We start from the raw sequence: 26,481 nt of genomic DNA, 5'->3' as shown, positions 1-26,481 counted from the left end.
GGGCGGGTTCACGGGACGAAGCGGATCCGGGTGCCGGGGCGGGCCTGGGCGGCCTTGGGCAGCTCGGTGGAGCGCACCACCGCGATCACCGGGTAGCCGCCGGTCACGGGGTGGTCGGCGAGGAACAGCACCGGTTCGCCGCCGGGAGGCACCTGGAGCGACCCGGCGACCATGCCCTCACTGGGGAGCTCACCCTCGCGGGAGCGTTCCAGGACCGGCCCGGCGAGCCGGGCGCCGACCCGGTCGCTGCGGGAGGTCACCTCGTACTCGCCGGAGAACAGGGCCGTGACGGCCTTCTCCGTGAACCAGTCCTCACGGGGTCCGAGATCGACCCGCAGGTTCACCAGGTCCCCGCCGACCGCCCGGACGGGGGCGTGGTCCGTGTTGGGCAGGGCGGCGGGTGCCGGACCGACCGGCAGCAGGTCACCGGCACCGGGGACGTCGGGGCCCAGCCCGGCGAGCACGTCGGTGCTGCGCGAGCCGAGGACGGGCGCGACCGCCACTCCCCCGCGTACGGCCAGGTAGGACCGCAGCCCCCGCGCGGGGACGCCCAGGGTGAGCTCGGCGCCGTCCGGCAGGTGCAGGACCGTGTTGACCGCCGCACCGCGCCCGTCGACCCGGACCGGCGCCTCGGCACCGGTCACGGCGACCGTGACGGCTCCCCGGGCGCGGACCCGCAGGCCGCCGAGGGTGACCTCCAGAGCCGCGGCGCCCTCGGGGTTGGCCAGGAGCCGGTTGCCGAGGGCGTAGGAGGCGGCGTCGGCGGCGCCGGAGCGCCCGACTCCCAGGGCGGCGTGCCCGAAGCGCCCGGCGTCCTGGACGGTGGTCATCGGTCCCGTGGCCAGGACCTCCAGCGCGGTCACGAGACCTCCTCGAAGCGCACGCGGACCCCGGGGCGGAGCAGGCCGGGCGGGTCGCGTTCCAGGTCCCACACCACCGCGTCGGTCCGGCCGAGCAGCTGCCAGCCGCCGGGGGAGCTGCGCGGGTACACACCGGTGAACTCCCCGGCCAGCGCCACGGAGCCCTTCGGGACCCGGGTGCGCGCCTCGCCTCGGCGGGGCACGTTCAGGCGCGGGTCGTCACCGACCATGTAGCCGAAGCCGGGGGCGAAGCCGCAGAACGCGACGGTCCACGTGGCGGCGGTGTGGGCCCGCACCACCTCGCGCGGGCTGAGGCCGGTGAGCCCGGCGATGTCGTCGAGGTCCTGCCCGTCGTAGTGGACCGGGATGGTCACGGTCTCCCCCACGCTGCGGCTGCCGCCGGAGGTCAGGGGCAGTGCGGTGACGGCCTCGGCGACCCGCGCCGGGTCGGCGCCGGGCTCCAGCCGCAGCAGGACGGTACGGGCTGCGGGGACGACGTCGGCGACGCCGGGCAGCGGGGCGGCCTCCAGGGCCGCACCCAGGGCGATGACCTGGGAGAGGTCGCTGACCTCCACCAGGACCCCGGTGTCTGCGCACTTCAGGACGCGCAAGGACGACTCCAAATCGGGATGGTCAGGCGGACGGGTCGGTACCGGTGAAGGGCGCGATGGTGACGCCCTCGGCGCGCAGCAGATCGGCCACGGCGCGGGCGATGTCCACCGCTCCGGGGCTGTCGCCGTGCACGCACAGGGAGTCGGCCCGGATGAGGATCTCGCTGCCGTCGACGGCCTCGACGGGTTCGCCCCGGGCGATGCGCAGGCAGCGGGCGGCGATCGCCTCGGGGTCGTGCAGGACGGCGCCCGGCTCGCGGCGCGAGACCAGGGTCCCCTGCGGCGTGTAGGCGCGGTCGGCGAAGGCCTCCCGGTAGGTGCGCAGGCCCGCCTCCTCGGCCCGGTGCAGGAAGCTCGACCCGGGGAGGCCGAGGACGGGCAGGTCCGGGTCGAAGGCGCGGACGGCCTCGACGACCGCGGCCGCCTGGTCCTCGTGGTGGACGATCGCGTTGTACAGGGCGCCGTGCGGCTTGACGTAGCGGATGCGGTCGCCGCTCAGGGCGGTGAAGGCCGACAGCGCGCCGAGCTGGTACAGCACCTCGTCGGTGAGCTCGGCGGGTGGCACGTCCACGAACCGGCGGCCGAACCCGGCCAGGTCCCGGTAGGCCACGTGTCCGCCGACGGCGACCCCGCGCGCGGCCGCCTCGGCCGTGGTCCGGCGCAGGACCGACGGGTCTCCGGCGTGGAAGCCACAGGCGACGTTGGCGCTGGTCACGATGGACAGCAGCGCCTGGTCGTCACCGAGCTCCCAGCGGCCGAAGCTCTCACCGAGGTCGGAGTTGAGGTCGATACGCACGTGGGTCCTCCCAGTTCTCGTACCCGCGGACGGCGCCCCCACTCCGAGGTGGTGACGCCGCCCGTGGGGGTGGTGGTCCGCCCGGGACTGTGTACGCCGTCCCGGGCCCTTCGCTACTGCCAGAGCGCGGCGATGCCGCCCAGGGCGTTGACCGCCATGTAGACGGTGAGCAGCCAGGCGGCGACACCGACGACCAGCAGCCAGCGCGGGTAGCGGTAGCCGTTGAGCAGGGTCTTCGAGTGGCGTGCGGCCACCCAGAGGAGCAGCCCCAGACCCACCGGCAGGATGACGCCGTTGAGGGCGCCGGCCATGACCAGCAGGGTGCCGGGAGCCTGTCCGGAGACCAGGTAGATCGCCAGCGAGACACCGATGAACCCGGTGACCAGCTTGCCCTTGTGCCGCTCCAGCCACGGGGAGAACGTGGTGACGAAGGAGATGGAGGTGTAGGAGGCACCGATCACGGAGCTCACGGCCGCCGCCCACATGATCATGCCGAACAGCCGCATGCCGACCTCTCCGGCGGCCTGGTAGAAGGCCTCGGCGGAGGGGTTGGGCGCGTCCATGATGGCGACGCCGCCGGCGACCACGCCCAGGATGGCGAGGAAGAGGAGGACGCGCATGAGGCCGGTGACGATGATGCCGGTGACGGAGGTCTGGGTGATGGCCGCGATGTTCTCACGGCCGCCCATGCCGTTCTCGATGAGCCGGTGGGCTCCCGCGTAGGTGATGTAGCCGCCGACGGTGCCGCCGATGATGGTGATGGTGGCGAGGAAGAGGTCGCTGCTCGCCGCCTCGGGCAGCACCGACTGGCGCAGGGCGTCGCCCACGGGCGGGCTGGACACGAAGGCCACGTAGGCGGTCAGGGCGATCATCATGACGCCGAGGACCACGAGGATGCGGTCCAGGGCCACGCCCAGCCTCTTCACGGCCAGGATGACGATCGCGACGAGGGCCGAGATCGCCGCGCCCACGCGCGGGTCGAGGCCGATCATCGCGTCGAGGCCGAGGCCGGTACCGGCGATGTTGCCGACGTTGAAGATCAGGCCGCCGAAGACGATGAGGACGGCGAGCAGGTAGCCCGCTCCCGGAAGCACCTTGTTGGCGAGGTCCTGGGCGCGCATGTTGGAGACGCCGATGACGCGCCAGATGTTCAGCTGCACCGCGATGTCGACCAGGATCGACACGAGGATCGCGAAGGCGAAGGCGGCACCGAGCTGGGCGGTGAAGGTCGTGGTCTGGGTGATGAACCCGGGACCGATGGCACTGGTGGCCATCAGGAACATGGCTCCGAGGAGACCGCTGCTCAGAGTGACTCTGCCAAGCCGCAGACGCACCTTCTGATCAGGTGCGGGGGGCGCTTCGCCCATGGCTGACTCTCCAGGTGTACGGGAGTGGTGTGACGCCAACCTCATTGTTGGATTGTTGAACAATACTCCAATCTTGCACCCCAAGTAAGGCACGGATAAGTAAAATCGTGGAGTCCCGGTACGTAACATTGGTGGGACCACCCCGTCTCCGGTGTGGGCGCACGAGACAGCGGAGGGCTCACGTGACGGCGACCGAGGACCACATCGACCGGCTGCCCGTTCCCGCCCTGACCCGGCCGACCAGCCAGGCCGAACGCGTCGCCGAGCTGCTCCGCGCCTTCGTGATCGACGGCGAGCTGACCCCCGGGGTGCGACTGTCCGAGGAGAAGCTCAGCCGCAAGTACGAGGTCTCCCGCAACACCCTGCGTGAGGCCTTCCGGCTCCTCAGCCGAGAACGCCTGCTCGTCCACCACATGCACCGCGGGGTGTTCGTCAACCGCCCCACCAGCGAGGACGTCCGCGACCTGTTCAGCGCCCGACGGTCCCTGGAACTTCCCGCCGTGCGCGGCGCGGCCGAGGCCCCGGCCGAACTCGTGCGCGCGGTGGGCGGCGCCGTCGACGAGGGGGAGCGGGCCCGGGCCCGGGAGGACTGGTGGCGGATGGGCAGCGCGAACATGCGCTTCCACGAGGCCCTCGCGGCCCTGTCCGGCAGCGCCCGGGTCAACGAGTTCATGCGTCAGGTCCTGGCCGAGACCCGCCTCGTCTTCCACGTGATGGCCGCGCCCCGCGAGTTCCACGATCCCTACCTCAAGTGGAACCGCCGCATCCACCGGGAGCTGGCCCGAGGCGACGTCGGAGCCGCCGCGGCCGAACTCAGCACCTACCTGGACACCTCCGAACAGCAGCTCGTGACCGCGTTCACCGAGATGGAGACGGGTTCCCGGACCCCGAACCCGCCGGCCTGACCACCGCGCCGAGCCACGGGAACCACCCCTGCCAGAGGTCCCGAAGTGCCAGAATGGTGTCCGTAATGGAACTGAACGGACGCCCCGTCAGCACGGGAGAACTCTCCGGCCTCGCCCTGTACGGTTACGGGCACTTCACGACCATGCTCGTCACCGACCTGCGCGTACGCGGCCTCGACCTGCACATGGAACGGCTCACCCGGGACTGCTCGGCCCTGTTCGGCGCCGAACTCGACGTCCCGCGCGTGCGCGAGCTCGCCCGCCGCTCCGCCCGGGCCCACCCGTCACCGTGCGTGGTGCGGGTGACCGTGTACGACCCCGAGCTCGACCTCGGCCGCCCCGCCGCGCGGTCCCTCCCGCAGATCCTGGTCACGACGCGCCCGGCCCCGGCCTCCACCCCGCCCCCGCTCCACCTCGGTACCCGCCAGTTCACCCGCGACGCGCCGGCCATCAAGGGCACCGGACTGTTCGGGGTGATCCGCCAGCGGCGCGCCGCCCAGCTGGACGGACTCGACGACGCGCTGTTCATGGGGGTCGACGGCCGCGTCTCCGAGGGCCCCACCTGGAACATCGGTTTCCTGGACGGCGAGGGGCTGGTCTGGCCCGAGGCGCCGTGCCTGGAGGGGGTCACCGCGCGGCTGGTCGACCGGGTCGCCGCATCGCTCGGCGTCCCGGTCGCCACCCGCCCCCTGGCGGCCGTCGCGGCCACCAGGACGGCGGGCGCCTTCGTCACCAACGCCGCCACGGGCGTGCGTCCGGTGGCCTCGATCGACGGGGTGGACCTGCCCCTCCCCGAGCTCACGGAACGAATAGCACGGGCCTACCGGGAACTTCCGGGCGACCCGCTCTAGCGGATCCGGGCCGCGCGTCCGGGCCACCACAGGCGCGGTCCCGCGTCCAACGAGAGGGCGGGCACGAGCAGGGTCCGCACCAGCAGGGCGTCCACCAGGACGCCGAAGGCGACGAGGAACGCCAGCTGCAACAGGAACAGCAGCGGGATCACGGCCAGCGCGGCGAAGGTGGCGGCCAGCACCACACCCGCCGAGGTGATCACCCCTCCCGTCACCGTGAGCGCCCGCAGGATCCCCTCCCGGTGCCCGTGCGCGAGCGTCTCCTCACGGGCGCGGGACATCAGGAAGATGCTGTAGTCGATCCCCAGCGCCACCAGGAAGACGAAGGCGAAGAGCGGCACCACCGGATCGGCGCCGGGCAGGCCGAGGACGTGGTCGAACACGAGGGTTCCCACGCCCAGGGCGGCGGCGAACGAGAGCACGTTGGCGGTCATCAGGAGCAGCGGGGCGACCAGTGACCGCAGCAGCGGGATCAGCACCAGGAAGACCACCAGCGTCACCAGGGGGACGACCACCACGAAGTCCCGCTGCGCGGTCTCCAGGGTGTCGAGGTCCGTGGCGCTCACCCCGCCGACCAGCGCGTCGGCCCCCTCGACCGTGCCGAGCTCGGCGCGCAGGTCGCGGACGGCCTCCACCGCCTCCGGGGACTCCGGATCGGCGGACAGCACCACCTCGACCAGGACCCGTCCGTCCTCCACCAGCGGCGGGGCCTCCGCACCGGGCGGGCCGGGCTCGGTGGCCGGAGCCGCCCCCTCCACCCGGGGAACCCGCTCGGCCGCGGCCACGACCTCGTCCAGGTGGCCCTCCCTGGCGACCACGAGGGCGGGCGCCGCGCTGGAGTCGGCCCCGAACCCCCGGACCAGGGCTTCCTGCCCGTCCACGGCCTCGACCTCGGTGCGGAAGACCTCCGACTGGCCGGTGCCCTGCGCGCTGAACTGCGGAGCGAACACGGCCGCCGCGAGCAGCAGGGCTGCGGTGCCCAGCCAGTAGGCGCGTGGTCGGCGCGCCACGGTGGTGGCGATCCGCCCCCAGAACGGGTGCTGGCGCAGGACCTCGTCGGTGGTGTTCCCGGCCTCCTCACGGGCACGGTGCGGAGCGGTGGGCCAGAACGCGGCGCGTCCGCACAGGGCCAGGGCGGCGGGGAGAAAGGTCATGGCGGAGAGCATCGCGGCGGCGACCCCGAGGGCGACCACCGGGCCGAGGCTGCGGGTGGAGGCGAGGTCGGCGGCGAGCAGGCAGAGCACGCCGAGAATCACCGTTCCCCCGGAGGCCAGGACCGGACCGGTGACCCCGCGCACCGCCGCGAGCACGGCCTCGGGCACCCGCTCGTGGACGGCCAGTTCCTCGCGGTAGCGGGCGACGAGGAGCAGGGCGTAGTCGGTGCAGGCGCCCACCACCAGGATGAACAGGATGCCCTGGCTCTGGCCGTTGAGGCTGACCAGGCCCGCGTCGGCGGCGGCGTAGACGAGCGCTCCCGACAGTCCGAGGGCCAGGAGCGAGGCGACGATCACCAGGACCGGGAGCAGTGGCGACCGGTAGACGGCGACCAGGATGACCAGGACCGCGACGACCGCCACGAGGAGCAGGGTCGAGTCGATGCCGCCGAAGGCCGCGACCAGGTCGGCCGCGTAGCCGGCGGGCCCGGTGACCTGGGCCTGGATCCCTGGGAGGGAGTGGTCGGCCAGGAGTTCCCGGAGTTCGGCCACGGAGTCGCCGGTGTCGTTCTCCGCGCCGATCGGGACCACGAGTTGGGCGACGGAGGGGTCCTCGGTGCCGGGCAGGGGGCCGACGACCTCGCCGGAGACCCACGACTGATCCCCGATCCGTTCTCCCAGCGCGCCCGCCTCGGCCAGCTGGGACCCCGTGAGCTCCTGGTCGGCGGAGAGGACGACGATCGCCGGGACCGTGTCGCCGCGGTCGAACTCCTCGGCCAGCTCACCGGCCTCGGTGGACTCGGCACCGACCGGCAGGAAGGCGCCGGGGTCGTTGGTCTGCACCTCGCCGAGCTTCCCGAGGAATGCGCCGAGCGGGCCCGCACCGAGCAGCCACACCAGGCTGACCAGCAGTGCGGCACCGACCCACCAGCGGGATCGACGGGGCGGGGGTGCGTGTCGTGTCGACAACGGGACTTCCTTCCGGGCACGCGTCGGCGCGGCCCCAGCTGTGGCCTATTAGCTCGAAAACCAAGTCTCTCGGATTTCTAGCTAATTCTGTCCACAACGTAGCGCATCCCGGCGTCGGCCCTCCACCGGGGCTCAGCCCCGGGCTGTCTCCTGCTCCGCGCGGGCCGCGATGTTGCTCGCCATCGAGCCGAACACGATCCCGTGGAAGGGAGTGACCGCCTTCCAGTACAGGTGCCCCGACAGTCCCCTCGGATGGAACAGCGCCCGCTGGCAGTAGACCGTGCGCCCCTCCAGGCGGGCCACGCGCAGCTCGAGCCAGGCCGGGCCGGGAAGGCGCATCTCCGCGCGCAGCCGGAGCAGCTCACCCGGGACGATCTCCTCCACCCGCCAGAAGTCCAGGGAGTCGCCCACCCGCAGGCGTTGCGGGTCGCGGCGCCCGCGCCGTGGCCCCACCCCGCCGACAGCGAGGTCGATCCAGCCCCGGGCGGCCCAGGCCAGCGGCCACGAGTACCAGCCCCGGTCGCCGCCGATCCCCTCGATCACCCGCCAGAGGCTCTCGGGAGATCCGTCCACGTACCGGGCCCGCCGGTCGGTGTACAGGCTCCCGCCGGTCCAGTCGGGGTCGGTGGGCAGTGGGTCGGAGGGGGCGCTCGGCCAGGCCGCCGAGGACCAGCGCGTGTCCACGCGGTCCTCGTCGATCCGCCGCAGCGCCAGCCGGACCGACTCGTCGAACCCGATCCGCTGGTGGTCCGGCAGGGCCTCCGCCAGGTCGTCCTCGCCCATCACCGCGTCGTGCCGCAGCGACTCCACCAGCGGCCGGGCCACCGAGGGCGGCACCGGCGTGACGAGACCCACCCACAGGCTCGACAGCCCCGGCGACAGGACCGGCACCGGGAGGATCAGTCGACGAGCCAGCCCCGCCACGGTGGCGAACCTCTGGATCATCTCGGCGTAGCTGAGGATCTCCGGTCCGCCGATGTCGAAGGTGCGGTTGGTCCCCTCGGGGAGTTCGTCCGCGCGCACCAGCAGACGGAGCACGTCCCGCACCGCGATCGGCTGCACCCGGCTGCGCACCCACCGGGGGGTGGTCATCGCCGGAAGCCGTTCGGTGAGGTGGCGGAGCATCTCGAAGGAGGCCGACCCCGACCCCAGGATGACGGCGGCGCGCAGCACCACCGCCGGGGTCGGGGCCTCCAACAGGAGGCGCCCGACCTCCTCCCGCGAGGCCATGTGCTCCGACAGCTCCGTGCCCTCGGGGGCCAGGCCCCCGAGGTAGACGACCCGTCCGGTCCCCGCCTCCCCGGCCGCCTCCGCGAACCGGCGGGCCCCCTCGGCGTCGGTGCGCACGAAGTCGCTGCCGCCGCTCATGGAGTGCACCAGGTAGTAGGCCACGTCGACACCGGCCAACGCCTCCGCCAGCCCCTCCCCGGAGACCACGTCGCCCCGGACCACCTCGACCCGGGCGCGCCAGGGGTGGTCGCGCAGCTTCTCGGGTGTGCGGGCCAGGCAGCGGACCCGGTACCCGGCGGCCAGCAGTTCGGGGACGAGCCGTCCGCCGATGTACCCGCTCGCCCCGGTCACCAGGGCCAGCCTCCCCGAGGGCGCGCTCATCCCCTGGTCTCCTCGGTGCTGTCCTCGCGTTCACGGGCCGATCGCGGTCCGGGCACGCCGTGGGCACCGCCCTCGGCCGGGGAGACGTCGGTGTTCTCCTTCGCCGCGTCCTCCTCAGGGTGGCGGTACCGCCGGAACGGATTGTCCTCCGGGAGGTTCCCCGTGAACCGGCCGTACATCCCGAAGGTGAGCAGAACCAGGCCCACCACGTAGCTGAAGATGACGTTGGGGACGCTGAAGGCCAGGATGTTGAAGTCGGTGCTCATGAGGATCAGGTTGACCAGACCGCTCACCAGGAAGGCCCCGCCGACCGTGACGCACACCGTCGACGCGAACTTGCCCCCCAGGATCGCCGCGCCCACCAGCAGCGAACCGATCGCGATGGACAGGAAGCTGAGGGCGCCGTTCGTGGACAGCCCCGCGACCACCTCGCCCTGGGTGTCGAACAACGGAAGTCTGATCATCATGCCGGCGCTGCCGAAACCCACCAGGACGAGCCCGGTGAGCCCGGCCCCGATCCGGTAGACGTGGTCCAACCGCCGGTCCGCCCGGCGCGAGGTGTCCAGATCCATGTCGTCGCCCCTTTCGGTGCTGTCAGGTCCTAGAGTCGGAGGTCAGCGGCCCGCGTCACAAGTCGCACCGCTTTCGCAACGTGTTGGGGTGCCATGACCGAAGCTCTCGGCCCGGGGGCCGTCGCCCGTCTCCTCGGCGTCGCGCCGACCACTCTGCGCAGCTGGGACCGGCGCTACGGGATCGGTCCCCGTGAGCGCAGCCCGGGCGGGCACCGGCGGTACGCACCGGCGGACGTCGCCCGGCTCCGCGCACTGTGTCACCTGGTCGGCGAGGGCGTTCCCGCGGCCGAGGCCGCCCTGCGGATCCTCGCCACGGCCCCCGCCGTTCCGGAGCCGCGCGCCGAGGCCACCGGCCCCGGCACCCGGCCTACCGACGCCCTACCCACGGCCGTGCGCGAGCACACCCCGACCCTCCAGGGCCTGACCAGGGCTGCCATGCGCATGGACTCCGACCTGGTGGAACACCTGCTCCAGGCCGCCGTGGAGCGCCACGGGACCGTGGCGGCCTGGGAGAACCTGGCGATGCCCCTGCTGTACGGCATGGGCCGCCGATGGGAGGACACCCGCCGCTACGTCGAGGTGGAGCACCTGCTCTCGTGGAGCGTGTCCTCGGTGCTGCGCCGCGTGCCCGCTCCGGCGACGGTCCCCCGCGTCCGTGCCCGTCCCGTGGTCCTGGCCTGCGTGCCGCACGAGGCGCACAGCCTCCCGGTGGAGGCGCTGGCGGCGGCCCTGCGCGAGGCGGGGCTCCCCCACCGCGTCCTGGGGCCCTGCACCCCGACCGACGCCACCGTCCGCACGGTCGGCCGGATCGGCCCGCGCGCTGTGGTCCTGTGGTGTCACACGAGCGGCGAGCAGGACACGGAGACGCTGGTGGCGACGGCCCGCGCGACGGTGTCCGCGCCCGAGCGCACCGCGCTCTACACGGCCGGCCCCGGCTGGCGTGGGACCGGGGACGCCCTGCGGCTGGCGGACGGGCACCTGGGTTCCCTCGCCGAGAGCGTGCGGACGCTCAGCGGCTGACCCCCCGACCGCGCCGTGACACCCCCTCGCGCGACGGGGCCGGGACCCGCGAGCGCAGTGAGTACCAGAGGTGGTCGGCCGTGCTCAGGGACATCGCGGCGACGGGGGTGGTCAGCCCCATCACGAACTCGCGCGGCGGGCGCGAGTCCCCGTCCAGGAAGGCGAGCACGTCCCCGAGCCGGTTGGCGGCGAAGAGCCCGGTGAAGAAGTCGGCGCCCGCGACCCTGCCGCTGTCCAGCGCGCGGAGCATGACGGCGTCCATGGCGAGGTGCCTGGGGCGGTGCGGCACCGGCGGCACCGGGACCCGGCCCCGTTCCAGCGCCCGCGCGACCGCCGCGGTCTGGCGGGCAGTGCCGCTGAACGTGTAGCCGGTCGAGGGCCGGGTGGCGCCCCCCGCCGCGCCGATCCGGAACAGCCGCCGACCGACCCTGGTGCGCGGACGCGCGTCGGTCATGGGGATGGCGCCCTGCTCGGAGGCGGTGACCTCGGCGCCGTGGAGCCCGCTCCGCTCGCAGTAGTCCGTGAGGGCCCGCTCGTACTCGGCGGTGGTGAGCGCCTCCCGGCCGAACTCGGTGTACTCGACCAGCGCCTCGCGGCTGGACAGCGGAAGCACGTAGCCGAAGGCCACACCGTGTGCGGGCTGGGGCGGGCGCAGGTCCATGAGCACCGCGGCGGCGGGGTCGAAGGCGTCGTCCTCCATGCGGACGAACCATCCCCGGAAGTGCTGGAGCAGGCGGGTGCGACCGCCCTGGGGCGTACCGGGAGGCCGTGAGTCGAAGACCCAGCGGGCGGTGAGGCGCAGGTGCTCCCCTCCCGGCGCGAGCGCCCGGACGGTGGCGTGCTCGGGCCCGTCCTCCGTGTCCCGTACGAACAGCGGCCGGAACTCGACCGCCGCACCGGCCGACGCGCGCACGTGCGCGTCCACGTCGGTGGAACGCAGCATCTTGTAGGCGTACGGTCCCGCCGGGGAGCGGTGCTCCGCGCCGTCCGGGCCGATGACCGACAGGTCCTCCCACGAGGCGGCGAGCAGGTGGTCCCAGGGCCCCGGACCGGCCTCCCAGAAGCACCAGGTCCGCCGGGGCGGCGTGTGCGGACCGGGCGGGGGCTCCAGGACCGCCGTTCTGAGCGGTGGGTCGCGCCGATCGTTGATTTGCCCGAGGCGATGGGCCAAGGTGAGCCCTGCGGCTCCCGCTCCGATGATCACCACGTCGTAGTCGGCCATCCTCCCAGCATGGCCCCTACGGCGGTCGAAGTCCCCCGTCCACCCCGACCGTTTCCGGAGGACCGATGACCACCACGACAGAGCGGATGAAGACCGCCGCCGTGACCGACGAGTTCGACCTCGCCGCACCGGCCTACGACCGACTGGTCGCGTCCAGCCCCGGCTACCACCGGGACCTGCGCACGTCCGCGCGTCGGCTCTTCCTGCCGAACCGGGGCGCGGACCAGGTGCTGGTCGACCTGGGCTGCGGCACCGGGGCCTCGACCGCCGCCCTCGCACGCGAGTACCCCATGGCCCGGATCGTCGGCGTGGACTCCTCGAAGGGCATGCTCCGCCAGGCGGAGGCCAAGGGGTGGCCGAGCAGTGTCGGCTTCCACCTGGCGCGCGCCCAGGACCTCACCCCGGAGTGGGCCGAGGAGGTGGTCGGTGGCCCGGCCGACGCGGTGTTCGCCTCCTACCTGGTGCGCAACGTCCCGGATCCGGACGCCTTCCTCGCGAGGGTTCGGGCGCTGCTGCGTCCGGGCGGGCGGCTGGCGCTGCACGAGTACTCCGTGGCCGACTCCGCCTCCGCCCGCGCGGTGTGGAGCGCGGTGTGCTGGGGCGTGGTGATCCCGGCGGGCCGCGCCCTGACCGGGCGGGACGACCTGTTCCGGTACCTCTGGCGGAGCGTCCTGGACTTCGACGGCCGCGCCGCCCTGCTGCAGCGGATGCGGGCGGCGGGGCTGGGAGCGGTGGCCAGCGCGCCCATGCCGGGCTGGCGCTACGGGATCACGCACACCTTCGTGGGAGCCCGGCCGTGAACCCCGACGTCAACGACCCCCGGGCCGAGCGGATCGTCGCCCCCGCCCCGTCCGGGCCGCCCCCGGAGCGCGCGCCACGGGTCGCGGTGGTGGGCGGCGGCATCGCCGGGCTGGCGGCTGCCTGCGGGCTCGCGGAGCGCGGGGTGGACACCGTGGTGTTCGAGCGCGAGGAGGGGTTGGGCGGTCGTCTCCGGGGGTGGGACACCACTCTGGCCGACGGCGGCACGGCGACCATGAGCCGCGGGTTCCACGCCTTCTTCCGCCAGTACTACAACCTGCGGGGGCTGCTCCGGCGCGCGGATCCCGACCTGGACTCGCTGGTGCCGCTGCCCGACTACCCGCTGGTGCACCGTTCCGGGGCCCGTGACCGCTTCTCGGGTCTTCCCACCACTCCGCCGTGGAACGCGTTCGCGCTGGCGGCCACGAGCCGGAGCTTCCCGGTCTCGGAACTGGCCGCGGTGAACCTCCCGGCGGTGCTCCAGTTCCTGGACGTGGACGTCCCGGGGGTGCACGACCGCCTGGGGCACCGGAGCGCCCGGGACCTGCTGGAGGTCACCCGCTTTCCGCGCACCGCGCGCCACCTGGCCTTCGAGGTCTTCAGCCGGAGCTTCTTCGCCGCGCCCGAACGGCTCTCCGCCGCCGAGATGGCGGTCATGTTCCACGTCTACTTCCTCGGTTCGTCCGAGGGCCTGGTGTTCGACGTGCCGCGTTCGCCCTTCCCCCAGGCCCTGTGGAACCCCTTGGAGGGGTACCTGCGCCGGGCTGGAGTGGGGTTCCGGACGGCGGTGCGGGTGGAGCGGGTCACCCGTGGGGAGCGCCTGCGTCACGCGCTCACCTGGCGCGACGTCGGACGGTCCCGCCGGGAGGAGTTCGACGCGGTGGTGCTGGCCACCGACCCGCGCGGGCTGCGCGCCCTGGTGGCGGACTCCCCCGGACTCGGGACGGCGGCCTGGCGCGCACGGGTCGCGGGGGTCGCCTCCGCTCCGCCTTTCCTGGTCTCCCGGTACTGGCTGGACCGCCCGGTGCGGCCGCACCGGCAGGCCTTCCTGGCCACCGCCGGGTATCCGACGCTCGACAACGTGAGCGTCCTGGACCGCTACGAGGACCAGGCGCGCGCGTGGGCCGCCCGCACCGGAGGTTCCGTGGTCGAGTTGCACGCCTACGCGCTGCCCGAGGACCACGACCCCGACCTGGAGCGGAAGTCGCTCTGGGAGCAGGCGACGGCGGTCTACCCGGAGCTGGCTCCGGCGCGCGAGGTGGACTCCCGGCACGAGCTGCGCGCGGACTGCGCGCTGTTCCCTCCCGGCGGCTACCGGGACCGCTGCACGGTGACCACACCGGACCCGACCCTGGTGGTGGCGGGCGACCACGTCCGGGTCGACCTGCCGGTCGCCCTCATGGAGGGGGCGGCCACCACGGGACTGAGCGCCGCCAACGCGCTGCTGTCGCGCTGGGGAACGCCCGGACACGACCTGTGGACCGTGCCCCGCCAGGGGAGGGGCGCGGTCCTGAGGGCTCTGGCCCGGTCCTTCCGTCAGCCCGGCCAGCGGCCGGAGGTGCGCAGCAGGTAGCGGCGCTCCGCGTAGGCGAGGTCGTCCTTCCACAGTCGGCGGGCCACCAACCGCATCGCCGGTCGCACCGCGCTGGCCGCGCGCCGGGCCAGGGCGAAACCGGTGCGCCCGGAGACCGCCACCGTCGCCTCGATCACGGCGGTGCGCGGGACCCCGTCGCGGTCGGCGCCCAGCGGCGTGGCGTGGGTCTCCACCACGCTGCCCGTGCCCTCCCCCTCGATGATGCGCATGACGACAGTGCGCGGTTCGGGGCAGGTGAACTCGGCACGCACGGGCACGCCCCAGCGGCCCGCCACACGGAACCCCACGTCCGCCACCAGACGGTCCGGGTCGGGGTCCGGGCCCTGCGGGACCTCGGTCACCGTCAGGCCGACGAACGAGTAGGGGTGGAACCACGAACCGTGCCAGGGGTCGAGCCGGTTGGCCACCACGTCCTCCGGTTCACAGCGTCCGGCCAGGCTCTCCACCGCCGCGATGCTCGCGTCCGCCCTCGGACGCTCCGGGACCACCGGCGCCTCCGTCGGTTCCTCTCCCCCGCACCCGTCCAGGCGGACCCACACGAGCACGCCGTCGTCGTGCGCCGGGAACGGGCTCCACCCGGGCATGCCCCCGGGCCCCAGCGAGAGTCCGTGCCAGCGGCAGACCAGGTTCCCCTCCGTCACCGCGCCCCGGCACAGGGGCGCACCCAGGTGGGGACAGGCACCCGGACCGGCGTGCACGGCCCCGTCGGGGGTGCGCCAGGCCACGAGCTCGGTCCCGGACACCACCCGGCCGAAGGGCCGGTCCGTCCGGACCTCGGAGCTGGCGGCCAGCACGAACCAGTTCCCGGAGGGCCGGGCCAGGGCACGCTTGAGCGCCCCGCCGATGACCGAGGGCGAGGCCTCGCGCCAGGTCGGGTGCTGTCGCGCCCAGACGCTTCTGGGCATGCGCCGCAGCGGCAGGCGTCGCGGCTCGGGGTCGGGCAGTGTCACGGGACCTCCTCAACGGGTCTCTGACGGTCCCTTGCGGACCGGCGGGTCAGGTGCCGACCCGGGGCCGGGGCACGGTCCGCGCCCAGAGCGCCCGGGCCAGGGCGGGCGCGGCCACGGCCAGTTTGCGGGTGTCGGAGACGCGGTGCCGCACGCTCCACACGTCGAAGTCGGCGGCGGTGATCTCGTCCAGGATGGCGCGGTAGAGCCGGAACGCGGTGGAGACACACGGTCGGGCGACCGGTGAGAGCATCGCGACGCCCGGTTCTGCCTCGCGGTAGAGGTCCTGGTTGACCTCCACGAGCGCGGCGAGGGCACCACGGACGCGCGGGTCGGGCCGACGTCCCCGTGCGCAGCGCTCCAGGAGCGGCCGGTCCACGCCGTGCGCCTCCAGCACGTCGGCGGGCAGGTAGACGCGGCCCCTGCGCAGGTCCTCCGCCACGTCGCGGAGGAAGTTCGTGAGTTGGAAGGCCTCCCCCAGCGCGGCGGCGTGCGGCGCCGCCTCCTCCCTGGGCGCGGAGGTCCCCAGGACCGGCAGGACCTGGAGCCCGATGACCGCCGCCGACCCGTACATGTACTCGCGCAGGTGCGGCAGGTCCCGGTAGGCCGTGGTGTCGAGATCCATCCGCATCGAGGCCATGAACGCGGTGAAGTAGTCGCCGGGGAGCCCGTACCCCTCCACCGTGTGCGCGAGCGCACGCAGCACGGGCTCGCGCGGCTCCCCTCCCGTCAACGCGGTGTCGAGGTCGGCGCCGATCTCGTCCAGGCGGGCACGCTGATCGTCCGGCGTCGTGTCGGGGCCGGGTTCGTCGACGATGTCGTCCACCCAGCGCGCGAACCCGTAGAGGGCGTGGATGCCGGGGCGGCGCTCGGGTGGGAGCACCCGCGTCGCGGTGAAGTAGGTGCGGCCGTGGCGGGCGTGCAGCGCGCGGCACCGCAGGTAGTCGGAGCGCAGCCGCCCCGGCTCGATCCCGGCGGCGTCCAGTTCCCCGGTGGCTGAGGTCATCATCGTGCGCGCCGCTCCGTTCCGGCCACGACGCGCGCGGCCGCCAGCTTCCCTGAGACGAGGACGGTCGGCAGACCCACCCCGGGCGTGGTCCCGCACCCTGCCAGGACCGCGTTGGCGGTTCCGGGGACGGTGTTGCGCGGCCGGAAGGGCCCGGTCTGCGCGAAGGTGTGGGCGAGGGAGAAGGGGGTGCCCCGGGCCAGCCCCTGTCGGGCCCAGTCGGCGGGCGTGACCAGGTGTTCGGCGCGCACCGAGGCGTCCAGGCCGGTCATCCCCCGGGCTTCGAGGACGGCCACGATCCGGTCCCGGTAGCGGGGGCCCTCGCTGTCCCAGTCGATGTCCGCCGCGGCCAGGTTGGGCGCGGGCGCCAGGACGTACAGGAGGTGGTGCCCGTCGGGTGCCAGGCTCGGGTCGGTGAGGGTGGGCTGGGTGACCAGGAGGGAGGGGTCGCTCATGGTCCGGCCCTCGTCGATGATCTCCGTGAAGGTGCGTTCCCACTGCGCGCCGAAGGAGATGGTGTGGTGGGCCAGGTGGTCCCAGGTGCGGTCGGTCCCCAGGTGGAGCACCACGGCCGACGGGGAGTACCGGTGGGGCAGCGGGCGCCGCGAGCGGTGGTCGAGCAGACGGTGCGCGGCGGCGAGGTCGGTGGTCAGCACCACGTGGTCGCAGGGCAGGCGCTCCCCGTGCTCGGTGATGACCGCCGTGACCCGGTCTCCGCGACGCTCCAGGCGGTGTGCCGACTCCCCGTAGCGCAGGACCGCCCCGGCCTTGGCGGCGGCGCCCGCCAGGGCCTCGCCCATGGCGCGCATGCCGCCCTTCGGGAAGTGGACGCCCGCGACGGTGTCCATGTACGCGATGACGGCGTAGGCGGCCAGGGCCCGGTCCGGGGCGACCCCGGCGTAGAGCGACTGGAAGGAGAAGACGCGGCGCAGGCGCTCGTCCTTCAGGTGGCCGCCGACGACCCGGGACAGGCGGCGGAACCCGCCCATCGCGGCGAGCCGCACGAGGTCCGGGCCGAGGAGGTCGAGCGGCGAGTCGAACCGCGCGTCGATGAACGACCGCATCTCCACCTCGTACAGACGGGTGAGCCAGTCCCGGAGCCGCAGGTAGCCCACCGCCTCACGCAGGCCCGCGACCCGGGCCACCTCGGCGGCCATCCGCTCCCGGTCGGTGTGCACGTCGACGGTGGAGCCGTCGGTGAAGGACGCCCGGTAGGCCGGGGCCAGCGGCAGCAGTTCGAGCCGGTCGCCGACGGACTCCCCGACCGCCGCGAACGCCTCGTCGAGGAGTTCGGGCATGGTGAGCACGGTCGGTCCGGTGTCGACCCGGAAGCCGTCCATGTCCAGGCGCCCGGCGCGTCCGCCGGGGTGGTCCTCGCGTTCGAGCACCACGACCTCGCGTCCGGCTCCCAGCAGGTGGAGGGCGCAGGAGAGTCCGGACAGACCGGCCCCCACCACGACCACGGGTTCCCTACCGTTCCTCGCGGGCACGTCGACGGATCCTCTCGGTGTGGGTTTCACGTACGGGCCGCTGTCTCGGCGAAGCGGCGCAGGCCCTCGGAGACGGCGGGGTGGAGATCGAGTCGGCGGATCCGTCCCAGTCCGCGCTCGGCGAGCAGGCGGCATCGACGGCTGACCTCCTCGCGGGCGCCGACGCGGTCGAGCACGCGCGCCGCCTCCTCCGCGTCCTCCGGTGCGGAGGAGCGTCCGACCCGGGCGAGGGCGCGCTGGGCCGACCGGTCCCCCGCCTCCTCCGCCCTCCGGACGCCGCAGGCCAACAGGAGTGTGTTCTTGCCCTCCCGCAGGTCCTCGCCGGTCCGCTTCCCGGTGTGGTCAGGGGCGCCGTAGGCGTCCATCAGGTCGTTCCTGAGCTGGAAGGCCACGCCCACGTCGGTGCCGTACGCGCGGAGGGCGGTCACGGTGGCCTCGTCGGCCCCGGCCATCACCGCCCCCATGTGCAGGGGGCGTTCGACGGTGTAGGTCGCCGTCTTGAGCTGGTCGATGCGTACCGCCCTGTCCTCGGAGCGGTCGCCGTCGGCCTGGGCGCCGAGGTCCAGGAACTGTCCGGCGATGACCTCGGTACGCATGTCCCGCCACACCGCGTGCGCGGCGGCCCCGGTGGGCAGGTCGGCCAGGGACTCGTGGAGGAGGTCGTCGGCCCAGACCATGGCGAGGTCCCCGACGAGGATCGCCAGGGACTCGCCGTAGCGGCGCGCGTCCCCGCGCAGGCCCCTCTCACGGTGTTGTCTCGTGTACACGGCGTGAAAGGAGGGGGAACCGCGCCGGAGCGGGGCGGCGTCCATGACGTCGTCGTGCGCGAGGGCGAAGGACTGGAGCACCTCGACCGCCGAGCACGCTCGCAGCGCCGACCCGGCGACCGGCCCCGCGGCGGTGCCGCCACCGGCGAGCCACCCCCACCAGGCCAGAACGGAGCGCAGACCCTTGCCCCCGGCGAGTGTGAAGGCCGACATCCTCGCGCAGAGTTCGGCCGCGAAGTCCCCGTCGACCGCCCGTGCGGCCTCGACCCTGTGTCCGAGGTACGCGGCCAGGAGTCCGTTCACCGCCTCCCGCACCCCGTCCAGGTCGGTGGGAAGCGGTTCCTCCACGGTGTCGGCAGGCGAGACGGCGATGGCTACCCCCGGCGAGTGTCCGATTTCTCGGGAAATACCTTAAAAATCGAGCATCTTACTGAGGCAAGTATTTCACGCGACGCACTCCGGGGCCAGGCGACACTTGGAGAGCGGCCTAGACTCGACGGCAAGTGACCGGAGGGACCGTTCACGGAGCGGTAGGGAGATCCATGGACACCGCGCCCAGCACCGAGCCTCCCGCGAGGGCACCCGGAGACGGCAACGGTCACAGGACGCGTGCGGAGCTGTACGAGGCGCTCCAGAGCGACGGACAGCAGCTGGCCGTGCGCCTGGTCCGGCTCCTGCACCGCATGGCCGACCGCTCGGGCATGAACCCGACCGACTTCCAGTGCTACACACTGCTCCGCGCGAGCGGCACCATGACGCCCGGCGAGATCGCGGACAGCCTCTGCCTGTCCACCGGGTCCGTCACCGGCGTCGTGGACCGCCTGGAGGCACACGGACTGGTCGAGCGCGCACCGCACCCGCTGGATCGACGCAAGATCGCCGTGCGGCTCCTCGAGGGCGCCGAGGCCACGCTCGGTCCCCCCGCGCCGGGCATGCGCCAGGCCATGACCGACCTGCACGCTGGCTACACCGACGCGGAACTCGAGGTGATCGCGGACTGGCTGGACCGCGCGGGGCTCACCCTTGAGGCTCTGATCACCTCACTGCCGCCGCGCCCCTGACCCGAAGGCACCCTCCGGGCGCCGCGACGTCCGCGCCACACGCGACCCAAGTCCGTCATGCCGTTTTTGTCGGAACACTCCAACTCGCGGCTTTACTTTGCTGCAAGGGACCAACGGCCCTAACATCCCACGGGACCCATCCGTGGCCGGCAGCGGGACCGGCAACTCTCCCAAACACCGCTCGATCCCCCGGCGGTGCCGGGAAGGAGACACCATCTCATCCCTGCGCACATACATAAAAGAAAAGACGAACCCCACGGTCTTCGGCGTGTCGGGCCTCGTGATCATCGCCTTCATCATCCTGGGTGTGGCGTACACGGGCCCCCTGCTGGACGCCACTGAGGGCACCCGGACGTGGATCGGCGAGAAGATCGGCTGGATCTACGTCCTGGCGACGGTCTTCTTCGTCGTCACCGCCGTGTTCCTGATGCTCAGCAAGTACGGGGGCATCCGTCTCGGACCGGACGACTCGCGACCCGAGTTCAGCACCCTGGCCTGGTTCGCGATGCTCTTCACCACGGGCATGGGCATCGGACTGGTCTTCTGGGGTGTGGCCGAGCCCATCGAGCACCTGCACTGGCCGCGCGACGCCGCGCTCATGCCGGGTGAGGACGGCGCTCCACTGCCCGCGGCCGCGTCGGAGTCGCTGGCGCTCACGTTCTTCCACTGGGGGTTCCACCCCTGGGCCGTCTACATCGCCCTCGGCCTGTCCCTGGGCTACTTCGCCTACCGCAAGGGTCTGCCGCTGCGCCCGGCCTCCGCGCTCCACCCGCTGCTCGGGGACCGCGCCTTCGGCTGGCCCGGCAACGTCGTCGACATCCTCGCGGTGTTCGGCACCATCTTCGGCCTGGCCACGTCGCTGGGCCTGGGCACCCTCCAGATCAACGGCGGGCTCACCGACGTGTTCGGGCTTCCGAACAACGCGCTGATCCAGACCCTGATCATCGTGGTGATCACGGCCGTGGCGCTGTTCAGTGTGCTGTCCGGCATCGACAAGGGACTGCGCCGCCTGTCGGTGATCAACCTGTGGCTGGCGTTCATCCTGCTCGCCTTCGTGTTCGCGGTCGGTCCCAAACTCTGGATCATCGCGAGCACCACCACCGCCTCCGGGGAGTACCTGAGCAACCTCGTCTCCTGGAGCCTGTCGTTCCCGAGTCCCCGGGTCGACGAGCAGGGGGCGGCCTGGACCCAGGCCTGGACCATCTTCTACTGGGGCTGGTGGATCTCCTGGGCGCCCTTCGTCGGCATCTTCCTGGCACGGATCTCCTACGGGCGCACCATCCGTGAGTTCGTGATCGGCGCCCTGTTCGCCCCGACCGGTGTCTGCGTCCTGTGGTTCGGCGTGTTCGGTGGCTCCGGCCTCTTCTACGACCTCGCGGGCAGGGCCAACTTCATCGAGGGGGACGAGGCCCAGGCCGCGTTCACCCTGTTGGAGGCGCTGCCGATCTCCGGAGTGGTCGCGATGGTCGCGGCCGTGTGGCTGCTGGCCGTCGTGGCCATCTTCTTCGTCACCTCCGCGGACTCCGGCTCGCTGGTCGTGGACATGCTGACCAACGGCGGCACCCGGAACCCGAACCGCTTCCAGCGCGGCTTCTGGGCCGTCTGCCTGGGCGGCGTCACCTGGATCCTCCTGGTGGCCGGGGGCGACGACGCGTTGTCGGCGCTCCAAGCGGCCTCGGTGATCACCGGACTGCCCTTCGCGGTGATCCTGCTGTTCATGGCGGCCGGGTTGTTCAAGGGGCTGGCCAGCGAACGTGCCCCGGGCGAACCCAAGAGGTCGCGGGCCGAGGATCGTTCTCGTTCCGGAGACCGGGCAGAGTAGGAACCAGTTCGTTCCTGACGGTGGGCGCATCACCACCGACGGCGTATTGAGGAGGCAACGGTGGCACCCAAGAGGTTCAGCAACCCCTTCCACGGGGTGGTGGACATGATCACCGAGATGAACAGGATGTCGGACACGATCTCGACGATCGAGACCACCCAGGTGGGTGAGCGCGAGAGGACGTTCGCCGACGCCTGGAGCCCGTCCACGGACATCATGGCCAAGGGCCGCGACCTCGTCATCCGGGCGGAGCTGCCCGGGGTCAAGGAGACCGACGTGTCCGTCAGCCTCGCGCACGGCGTGCTCGTCATCAGCGGCGAGCGGCACCGCGAGGAGGACGACTCCACGATCTACTACACGTCCGAGCGCTTCATGGGCTCGTTCCGGCGTGAGATCAGCCTCCCCGAGGACGTCGAGGACAAGGACGTCGAGGCGGCCTTCGGTGACGGCCTCCTGGAGGTCGTCGTCCACGGTGGCGCCCACACCGGCGGCCCCCGGCAGATCGCGATCAAGAAGCGCGGTCGGCCGCGCGGACGCCCGCTGTAGGGCGAGCGGAAGGAGGGAGCCCGTGACCGGCGACGGTCACGGGCTCCCTTCGTTCGCGGGGTCCGACCTCAGAACGTCCGGTCGGCCGCGTACGGGCCGATCACGGCGAGCGCCCTCGGGCGGGCCAGCAGCTCGGCGGCGACCCCGGCGACGTCGTCCAGCGTGACGGCGTCGAACAGGGCCAGGTCCTCGTCGATGGAGAAGTGGCGCGGCTGGGTGAGCTCGTGGGCGAGCAGGCGGCCCATCCGGGCGTTGGTGCCCTCGCTGCCGAGCACCATGGCGCCCTGGATCTGGCCCTTGGCGCGGGTCAGCTCCTCCGGAGTGATCCCGGACGCGGCGACCTTGGCCAGCTCGTCGCGGCAGACGCCGATGACCTCGTCGGCCTTCTCCGGCAGGCAGCCCGCGTAGATCTGGAAGGTTCCGGTGTCGGCGTAGGCCGTGTGGTACGCGTGCACCGCGTAGGCCAGGCCGCGCTTCTCCCGCACCTCCTGGAAGAGACGCGACGACATGCCGCCGCCCAACGCGGCGCTGAGCAGGCGCAGGGCGTGCCAGCGCGGGTCGGTGCGGGTCAGCCCCTCCGAACCCAGGATGATGTGCGCCTGCTCGGTCTCACGCGGCTGCACGACCGTGCCACCGAAGGTCCGGACCGGTTCCCCGGCCCCGCGCGGGCGGGACGGGCGGGCGTCACCGGCGGCGCCGAGGCGGTTCGCGAACATGGCGCGGACCTGCTCCACGACGCTCTCGTGGTCCAGGCTGCCCGCAGCCGTCACGATGAGCTCCGAGGGCACGTAGGCGTCCCGGTACTGCTCGGCGATACGCTCGCGGGAGAGCGCCTTGATCGTGTCGGTCGTGCCGAGGATCGGGCGTCCCAGCGGGGTGTCACCGAAGAAGTGCTCCGCGAAGACGTCGTCCACCAGGTCGGCGGGCTCGTCCTCGTACATGGCGATCTCCTCCAGGATCACGCCGCGCTCGGTCTCCACCTCCCCCTCGTCCAGGACCGAGTTGGCGACCATGTCGCCCACCACGTCCACCGCGAGCGGCAGGTCCCGGTCGAGGACCTTCGCGTAGTAGCAGGTGTGTTCCTTGGTGGTGTACGCGTTGTGGTCGGCGCCCACCCCGTCCAGCAGCGCGGAGATCTCCAGCGCCGAACGGGTCCCGGTCCCCTTGAAGAGCAGGTGCTCCAGGAAGTGCGCCGACCCCGCGTGCGCGGAGTCCTCGTCACGGGAGCCGGTGGTCGCGGAGACACCGAAGGCGGCGGAGCGGCCCCCGGGAACGTTCTCGGTGACCACGCGCAGGCCGCCGGGCAGCACCGTCCGACGCACCAGACCGGAACCGCCGTCGGGCTCCAGCAGCGTGACGGTCGTGCCCGGCTCCTGCTCGGCGGCGATGGGGACAGAACTCATGGATCCTTCTTCTTCGCGTCGGGACATCCAGCAGAGCATACGCCCGGGACGACGGCGGGGCGGCCGCGTCGTGCAGACGCGACCGCCCCGTACAGGGTCACACAGGTGTGGATCAGGTGTTCTCGGAACGCCCGCCCGAGCTGCGGCGACGGCGGCGGCGCGGGGCGCCCTCGCCCTTGTCGTCGCCCTTCTCGTCGTCCTCGTCCGCGTCCGCGGCCGCGGGGGCCTCGGCCCTGTCGGACTTGGCGGCGGTCTCGGACTCCACGACCTCGACCGGGACCAGGGAGAGCTTCCCGCGGTCGTCGATCTCGCGGATCTCGACCTGGATCTTCTCACCGATGCTGATCACGTCGTCGAGGTTCTCGATGCGCTGGCCGCCGTGCAGCTTGCGGATCTGCGAGATGTGCAGCAGACCGTCCTTGCCGGGCAGCAGCGAGACGAACGCGCCGAAGGCGGTCGTCTTGACGACGGTGCCCAGGTAGCGGTCGCCCACCTCGGGCATGGTCGGGTTCGCGATCTGGTTGATCGTGTCCCGGGCCGCCTCGGCGGAGGGGCCGTCGGTGGCACCGATGTAGATGGTGCCGTCGTCCTCGATCGAGATGTCCGCGCCGGTGTCGTCCTGGATCGAGTTGATCATCTTGCCCTTCGGGCCGATGACCTCACCGATCTTCTCGACGGGCACCTTGACGGTGAGGATGCGCGGGGCGTTCGGGCTCATCTCGGCCGGACGCTCGATGGCCTCCTGCATGACGTCGAGGATGGCCAGACGGGCGCCGCGGGCCTGCTGGAGCGCCAGGGCCAGCTGCTCGGCGGGGATGCCGTCGAGCTTGGTGTCCAGCTGGAGCGCCGTGATGAGCTCCCGGGTGCCGGCGACCTTGAAGTCCATGTCACCGAAGGCGTCCTCGGCACCGAGGATGTCGGTCAGCGTGACGAACTCGTCGCCCTCGCTGATCAGACCCATGGCGATACCGGACACCATCTCCTTGAGCGGCACGCCGGCCGCCATCAGGGACATGGTGGAGGCGCAGACCGAACCCATCGAGGTGGAGCCGTTGGACCCGAGGGCCTCGGACACCTGGCGGATGGCGTACGGGAACTCCTCGCGGGCGGGCAGAACCGGCAGCAGGGCCCGCTCGGCCAGGGCGCCGTGCCCGATCTCGCGCCGCTTGGGCGAGCCCACCCGACCGGTCTCACCGGTGGAGTAGGGCGGGAAGTTGTAGTTGTGCATGTAGCGCTTGGTCTTGTCCGGGTTGAGCGTGTCAACCGTCTGCTCCATGCGCAGCATGTTCAGCGTGGTGACGCCCATGATCTGGGTCTCGCCACGCTCGAAGAGGGCCGAACCGTGCACGCGGGGCAGGATGCCCACCTCGGCGCTCAGCTGACGGATGTCCTTGGGACCACGGCCGTCGATGCGGACCTTGTCGCGCAGGACGCGCTCACGCATGAGCTGCTTGCTGAGGCTGCGGAAGGCGGCGCTGATCTCCTTCTCGCGGCCCTCGAAGTCCTCGGCCAGCTTCTCGGCGGCCGACGCCTTGATCTTGTCGAGCTCGGCCTCGCGGTCCTGCTTGTCCGCGATGGTGAGCGCCTTGGCGAGCTCCTCGCGAACGGCGCCCTCGACGGCGGCGTAGGCGTCGTCCTCGTAGTCGAGGAAGATCGGGAACTCGCCCTGCTCACGGCTGGCCTGGTCGGCGACGGCCTGCTGGGCCTTGCACAGCACCTTGATGAAGGGCTTGGCGGCCTCGAGGCCCTCGGCCACGGTCTGCTCGTTGGGGCCGACGGCGCCCTCGGCGACCAGCTTCAGGGTCCGGGTGGTGGACTCCGCCTCGACCATCATGATCGCGACGTCGCCGTCCTCCAGGACGCGGCCGGCGACGACCATGTCGAAGGTGGCGCCCTCAAGCTCGGCGTGGGTGGGGAAACCGACCCACTGGCCGTCGATCAGCGCGACCCGGACGCCGCCGAGCGGGCCGGAGAAGGGCAGACCGGCGATCTGCGTGGACATCGAGGCCGCGTTGATGGCGACGACGTCGTACAGGTGCTCGGGGTGCAGCGACAGGATCGTCTCGACGATCTGGATCTCGTTGCGCAGGCCCTTCTTGAAGGAGGGGCGCAGCGGACGGTCGATCAGACGGCAGGTGAGGATGGCGTCCTCGGAAGGACGGCCCTCACGCCGGAAGAAGGAGCCGGGGATGCGGCCAGCGGCGTACATCCGCTCCTCGACGTCCACCGTCAGGGGGAAGAAGTCGAGGTTCTCCTTGGGGCGCTTCGAGGCCGTGGTGGCCGACAGGACGACGGTCTCGTCGTCCAGGTAGACCGTGGCCGAACCGGCGGCCTGACGGGCCAGACGGCCGGTCTCGAAGCGGATGGTGCGGGTGCCGAACTTGCCGTTGTCGATGACGGCTTCGGCCGAGTAAACGCCCTCCATGGGCGACCTCCTGTTACACGTTGCGGGCGCCGCGCCGGACCCTCTCCGGGTCCGTGGCACGGCGATACTGATCCCGTGTCGTGCCCCGGAGGTGATGACGGTCGGTCATCGATCGAAGCCCACGGCCCGCCCGTACGGGCGATGTCCGGAGACCACTACCGAGGACCGACCCCTGGGTCCGGGGTGGCGGCACGGGTGGTGCGGGTGGCGTCCGTCGCGGACACCACTCTGGTCACACCTTACTAACAAAGAGGGAGCGGCCGAAGCCACTCCCTCCGAAACGACCTAGCGGCGCAGGCCCAGACGCTCGATGAGCGAGCGGTAGCGGGTGATGTCCTGCTTGGCCACGTACTTGAGCAGACGGCGGCGACGGCCGACCATCAGGAGCAGGCCACGACGGCTGTGGTGGTCGTGCTTGTGGTCCTTCAGGTGCTCGGTGAGCTCGGTGATGCGGTGCGTGAGCAGCGCGATCTGGACCTCGGGGGAGCCGGTGTCACCTTCGACGGTGGCGTACTCGGCGATGATCTTTTCCTTGGTGGCGGTGTCGATCGACACGACGCTCCTTCACTGAGAAGTCGGTACGCAGGGGCGAACCCCGGTACGTGGCAGGGTTCAGACGCGGTGACCGCGCGTACGAGCAGTCACCGTCGCGTGTGGTGCGCGCGGCCCTCCGCCGATGGCGTG

The 26,481-nt window shown here is 72.4% G+C and carries 23 protein-coding genes; 8 read left to right on the top strand and 15 right to left on the bottom strand.

The features are described 5' to 3' along the window. Window positions 1-8 precede the first annotated feature (8 nt). From ACRWK8_RS09875 to ACRWK8_RS09860, 4 genes are all read right to left on the bottom strand, one after another. Entirely contained in the window at window positions 9-863 is an 855-nt protein-coding gene (locus ACRWK8_RS09875; protein ID WP_378742958.1) for a 5-oxoprolinase subunit C family protein, read from the bottom strand. Next, on the bottom strand, window positions 860-1,471 hold the full coding sequence (locus ACRWK8_RS09870; protein ID WP_431869717.1) for a 5-oxoprolinase subunit B family protein: 612 nt from the start codon (window positions 1,469-1,471) through the stop codon (window positions 860-862). Before ACRWK8_RS09870 ends, ACRWK8_RS09875 begins: the two co-directional genes overlap by 4 nt. Window positions 1,472-1,493: 22 nt before the next feature. Continuing rightward, entirely contained in the window at window positions 1,494-2,267 is a 774-nt protein-coding gene (locus tag ACRWK8_RS09865; RefSeq protein ID WP_431869715.1) for a LamB/YcsF family protein, read from the bottom strand. Window positions 2,268-2,380: 113 nt separating this feature from the next. Then, on the bottom strand, window positions 2,381-3,634 hold the full coding sequence (locus ACRWK8_RS09860; protein WP_378742951.1) for an NRAMP family divalent metal transporter: 1,254 nt from the start codon (window positions 3,632-3,634) through the stop codon (window positions 2,381-2,383). Window positions 3,635-3,816: 182 nt separating this feature from the next. Here ACRWK8_RS09860 and ACRWK8_RS09855 point away from each other — a divergent pair, with 182 nt between their 5' ends. Then, on the top strand, window positions 3,817-4,539 hold the full coding sequence (locus ACRWK8_RS09855; protein ID WP_431869712.1) for a GntR family transcriptional regulator: 723 nt from the start codon (window positions 3,817-3,819) through the stop codon (window positions 4,537-4,539). A 65-nt stretch (window positions 4,540-4,604) separates the two neighbouring features. Next, window positions 4,605-5,390, top strand: coding sequence for an aminotransferase class IV family protein (locus ACRWK8_RS09850; RefSeq protein WP_378742947.1), 786 nt, complete (start codon window positions 4,605-4,607; stop codon window positions 5,388-5,390). Here ACRWK8_RS09850 and ACRWK8_RS09845 read toward each other — a convergent pair. The 3 genes from ACRWK8_RS09845 to ACRWK8_RS09835 all read right to left on the bottom strand — a co-directional run bounded on the left by ACRWK8_RS09845 (window position 5,387) and on the right by ACRWK8_RS09835 (window position 9,696). After that, window positions 5,387-7,513 carry an MMPL family transporter gene (locus tag ACRWK8_RS09845; RefSeq protein ID WP_431869710.1) on the bottom strand — a complete coding sequence of 709 codons (2,127 nt, stop codon included), beginning with the start codon at window positions 7,511-7,513 and terminating at the stop codon, window positions 5,387-5,389. The two genes, ACRWK8_RS09850 and ACRWK8_RS09845, sit on opposite strands and share 4 nt — an antisense overlap. A 132-nt stretch (window positions 7,514-7,645) precedes the next feature. Then, window positions 7,646-9,124, bottom strand: a complete 1,479-nt coding sequence (locus tag ACRWK8_RS09840) for an SDR family oxidoreductase (protein WP_378742943.1) — start codon at window positions 9,122-9,124, stop codon at window positions 7,646-7,648. After that, the gene (locus ACRWK8_RS09835) at window positions 9,121-9,696 is read right to left on the bottom strand and encodes a DUF4383 domain-containing protein (protein WP_378742941.1); all 576 of its coding nucleotides are present in this window, start codon (window positions 9,694-9,696) and stop codon (window positions 9,121-9,123) included. Before ACRWK8_RS09835 ends, ACRWK8_RS09840 begins: the two co-directional genes overlap by 4 nt. Window positions 9,697-9,789: 93 nt before the next feature. Between ACRWK8_RS09835 and ACRWK8_RS09830 the strand changes: the two genes are divergently transcribed. After that, window positions 9,790-10,716 (top strand): MerR family transcriptional regulator, encoded by a 927-nt coding sequence (locus ACRWK8_RS09830; RefSeq protein ID WP_431869708.1) that lies wholly within the window; start codon window positions 9,790-9,792, stop codon window positions 10,714-10,716. Here ACRWK8_RS09830 and ACRWK8_RS09825 read toward each other — a convergent pair. Further along, window positions 10,706-11,938, bottom strand: coding sequence for a lycopene cyclase family protein (locus ACRWK8_RS09825; RefSeq protein ID WP_431869706.1), 1,233 nt, complete (start codon window positions 11,936-11,938; stop codon window positions 10,706-10,708). The two genes, ACRWK8_RS09830 and ACRWK8_RS09825, sit on opposite strands and share 11 nt — an antisense overlap. Window positions 11,939-12,003: 65 nt before the next feature. On the opposite strand from ACRWK8_RS09825, the gene ACRWK8_RS09820 reads away from it, so the two are divergent. Together ACRWK8_RS09820 and ACRWK8_RS09815 are read left to right on the top strand one after the other, a co-directional pair. Beyond that, complete coding sequence (locus ACRWK8_RS09820; RefSeq protein WP_431869704.1) at window positions 12,004-12,738, top strand: class I SAM-dependent methyltransferase; 735 nt, start codon at window positions 12,004-12,006, stop codon at window positions 12,736-12,738. Continuing rightward, window positions 12,735-14,309, top strand: coding sequence for an FAD-dependent oxidoreductase (locus tag ACRWK8_RS09815; protein WP_431869702.1), 1,575 nt, complete (start codon window positions 12,735-12,737; stop codon window positions 14,307-14,309). The genes ACRWK8_RS09820 and ACRWK8_RS09815 overlap by 4 nt, the downstream gene beginning before the upstream one ends. On the opposite strand, the gene ACRWK8_RS09810 is transcribed toward ACRWK8_RS09815, so the two are convergent. The 4 genes from ACRWK8_RS09810 to ACRWK8_RS09795 are packed head-to-tail and all read right to left on the bottom strand — an operon-like array spanning window position 14,273 to window position 18,888. Next, window positions 14,273-15,280 carry a Rieske (2Fe-2S) protein gene (locus ACRWK8_RS09810; protein WP_431869700.1) on the bottom strand — a complete coding sequence of 336 codons (1,008 nt, stop codon included), beginning with the start codon at window positions 15,278-15,280 and terminating at the stop codon, window positions 14,273-14,275. The genes ACRWK8_RS09815 and ACRWK8_RS09810 overlap by 37 nt on opposite strands. 46 nt (window positions 15,281-15,326) lie before the next feature. Continuing rightward, entirely contained in the window at window positions 15,327-16,283 is a 957-nt protein-coding gene (locus tag ACRWK8_RS09805; RefSeq protein ID WP_378743085.1) for a phytoene/squalene synthase family protein, read from the bottom strand. Continuing rightward, the gene (gene crtI / locus ACRWK8_RS09800) at window positions 16,283-17,746 is read right to left on the bottom strand and encodes a phytoene desaturase family protein (protein WP_431869804.1); all 1,464 of its coding nucleotides are present in this window, start codon (window positions 17,744-17,746) and stop codon (window positions 16,283-16,285) included. Before crtI ends, ACRWK8_RS09805 begins: the two co-directional genes overlap by 1 nt. 53 nt (window positions 17,747-17,799) lie before the next feature. Next, complete coding sequence (locus ACRWK8_RS09795) at window positions 17,800-18,888, bottom strand: polyprenyl synthetase family protein (protein WP_378742929.1); 1,089 nt, start codon at window positions 18,886-18,888, stop codon at window positions 17,800-17,802. Between the two features lie 194 nt (window positions 18,889-19,082). Between ACRWK8_RS09795 and ACRWK8_RS09790 the strand changes: the two genes are divergently transcribed. From ACRWK8_RS09790 to ACRWK8_RS09780, 3 genes are all read left to right on the top strand, one after another. Then, a complete protein-coding gene (locus tag ACRWK8_RS09790) occupies window positions 19,083-19,601 on the top strand; it encodes a MarR family winged helix-turn-helix transcriptional regulator (protein WP_378742927.1) in 519 nt (172 codons plus the stop codon). Window positions 19,602-19,881: 280 nt separating this feature from the next. Further along, the gene (locus ACRWK8_RS09785; RefSeq protein WP_378743081.1) at window positions 19,882-21,423 is read left to right on the top strand and encodes a BCCT family transporter; all 1,542 of its coding nucleotides are present in this window, start codon (window positions 19,882-19,884) and stop codon (window positions 21,421-21,423) included. Window positions 21,424-21,483: 60 nt separating this feature from the next. Next, window positions 21,484-21,969 carry an Hsp20/alpha crystallin family protein gene (locus ACRWK8_RS09780; RefSeq protein WP_378742925.1) on the top strand — a complete coding sequence of 162 codons (486 nt, stop codon included), beginning with the start codon at window positions 21,484-21,486 and terminating at the stop codon, window positions 21,967-21,969. 68 nt (window positions 21,970-22,037) lie between these two features. On the opposite strand, the gene ACRWK8_RS09775 is transcribed toward ACRWK8_RS09780, so the two are convergent. From ACRWK8_RS09775 to rpsO, 3 genes are all read right to left on the bottom strand, one after another. After that, complete coding sequence (locus ACRWK8_RS09775; RefSeq protein WP_378742923.1) at window positions 22,038-23,372, bottom strand: M16 family metallopeptidase; 1,335 nt, start codon at window positions 23,370-23,372, stop codon at window positions 22,038-22,040. A 112-nt stretch (window positions 23,373-23,484) separates the two neighbouring features. Further along, entirely contained in the window at window positions 23,485-25,797 is a 2,313-nt protein-coding gene (locus ACRWK8_RS09770; RefSeq protein ID WP_431869697.1) for a polyribonucleotide nucleotidyltransferase, read from the bottom strand. A 285-nt stretch (window positions 25,798-26,082) separates the two neighbouring features. Further along, window positions 26,083-26,352, bottom strand: coding sequence for a 30S ribosomal protein S15 (rpsO, locus tag ACRWK8_RS09765; protein ID WP_017542637.1), 270 nt, complete (start codon window positions 26,350-26,352; stop codon window positions 26,083-26,085). Window positions 26,353-26,481 lie beyond the last annotated feature (129 nt).

The organism is Nocardiopsis eucommiae, from assembly GCF_965344335.1.
GTDB lineage: Bacteria > Actinomycetota > Actinomycetes > Streptosporangiales > Streptosporangiaceae > Nocardiopsis > Nocardiopsis eucommiae.
The sequence above is the reverse complement of the archived record's forward strand: the minus strand, read 5'-3'. Positions and strand labels throughout refer to the sequence as shown.

Bases quoted from the DNA above. Each gene is read 5' to 3' on its own strand.
- ACRWK8_RS09775 (WP_378742923.1), bottom strand. From the start codon at position 23,372: ATGAGTTCTGTCCCCATCGCCGCCGAGCAGGAGCCGGGCACGACCGTC.
- ACRWK8_RS09805 (WP_378743085.1), bottom strand. From the start codon at position 16,283: ATGACCTCAGCCACCGGGGAACTGGACGCCGCCGGGATCGAGCCGGGG.
- ACRWK8_RS09840 (WP_378742943.1), bottom strand. From the start codon at position 9,124: ATGAGCGCGCCCTCGGGGAGGCTGGCCCTGGTGACCGGGGCGAGCGGG.
- ACRWK8_RS09825 (WP_431869706.1), bottom strand. From the start codon at position 11,938: ATGGCCGACTACGACGTGGTGATCATCGGAGCGGGAGCCGCAGGGCTC.
- ACRWK8_RS09790 (WP_378742927.1), top strand. From the start codon at position 19,083: ATGGACACCGCGCCCAGCACCGAGCCTCCCGCGAGGGCACCCGGAGAC.
- ACRWK8_RS09850 (WP_378742947.1), top strand. From the start codon at position 4,605: ATGGAACTGAACGGACGCCCCGTCAGCACGGGAGAACTCTCCGGCCTC.
- ACRWK8_RS09835 (WP_378742941.1), bottom strand. From the start codon at position 9,696: ATGGATCTGGACACCTCGCGCCGGGCGGACCGGCGGTTGGACCACGTC.
- ACRWK8_RS09820 (WP_431869704.1), top strand. From the start codon at position 12,004: ATGACCACCACGACAGAGCGGATGAAGACCGCCGCCGTGACCGACGAG.
- ACRWK8_RS09860 (WP_378742951.1), bottom strand. From the start codon at position 3,634: ATGGGCGAAGCGCCCCCCGCACCTGATCAGAAGGTGCGTCTGCGGCTT.
- ACRWK8_RS09770 (WP_431869697.1), bottom strand. From the start codon at position 25,797: ATGGAGGGCGTTTACTCGGCCGAAGCCGTCATCGACAACGGCAAGTTC.
- ACRWK8_RS09830 (WP_431869708.1), top strand. From the start codon at position 9,790: ATGACCGAAGCTCTCGGCCCGGGGGCCGTCGCCCGTCTCCTCGGCGTC.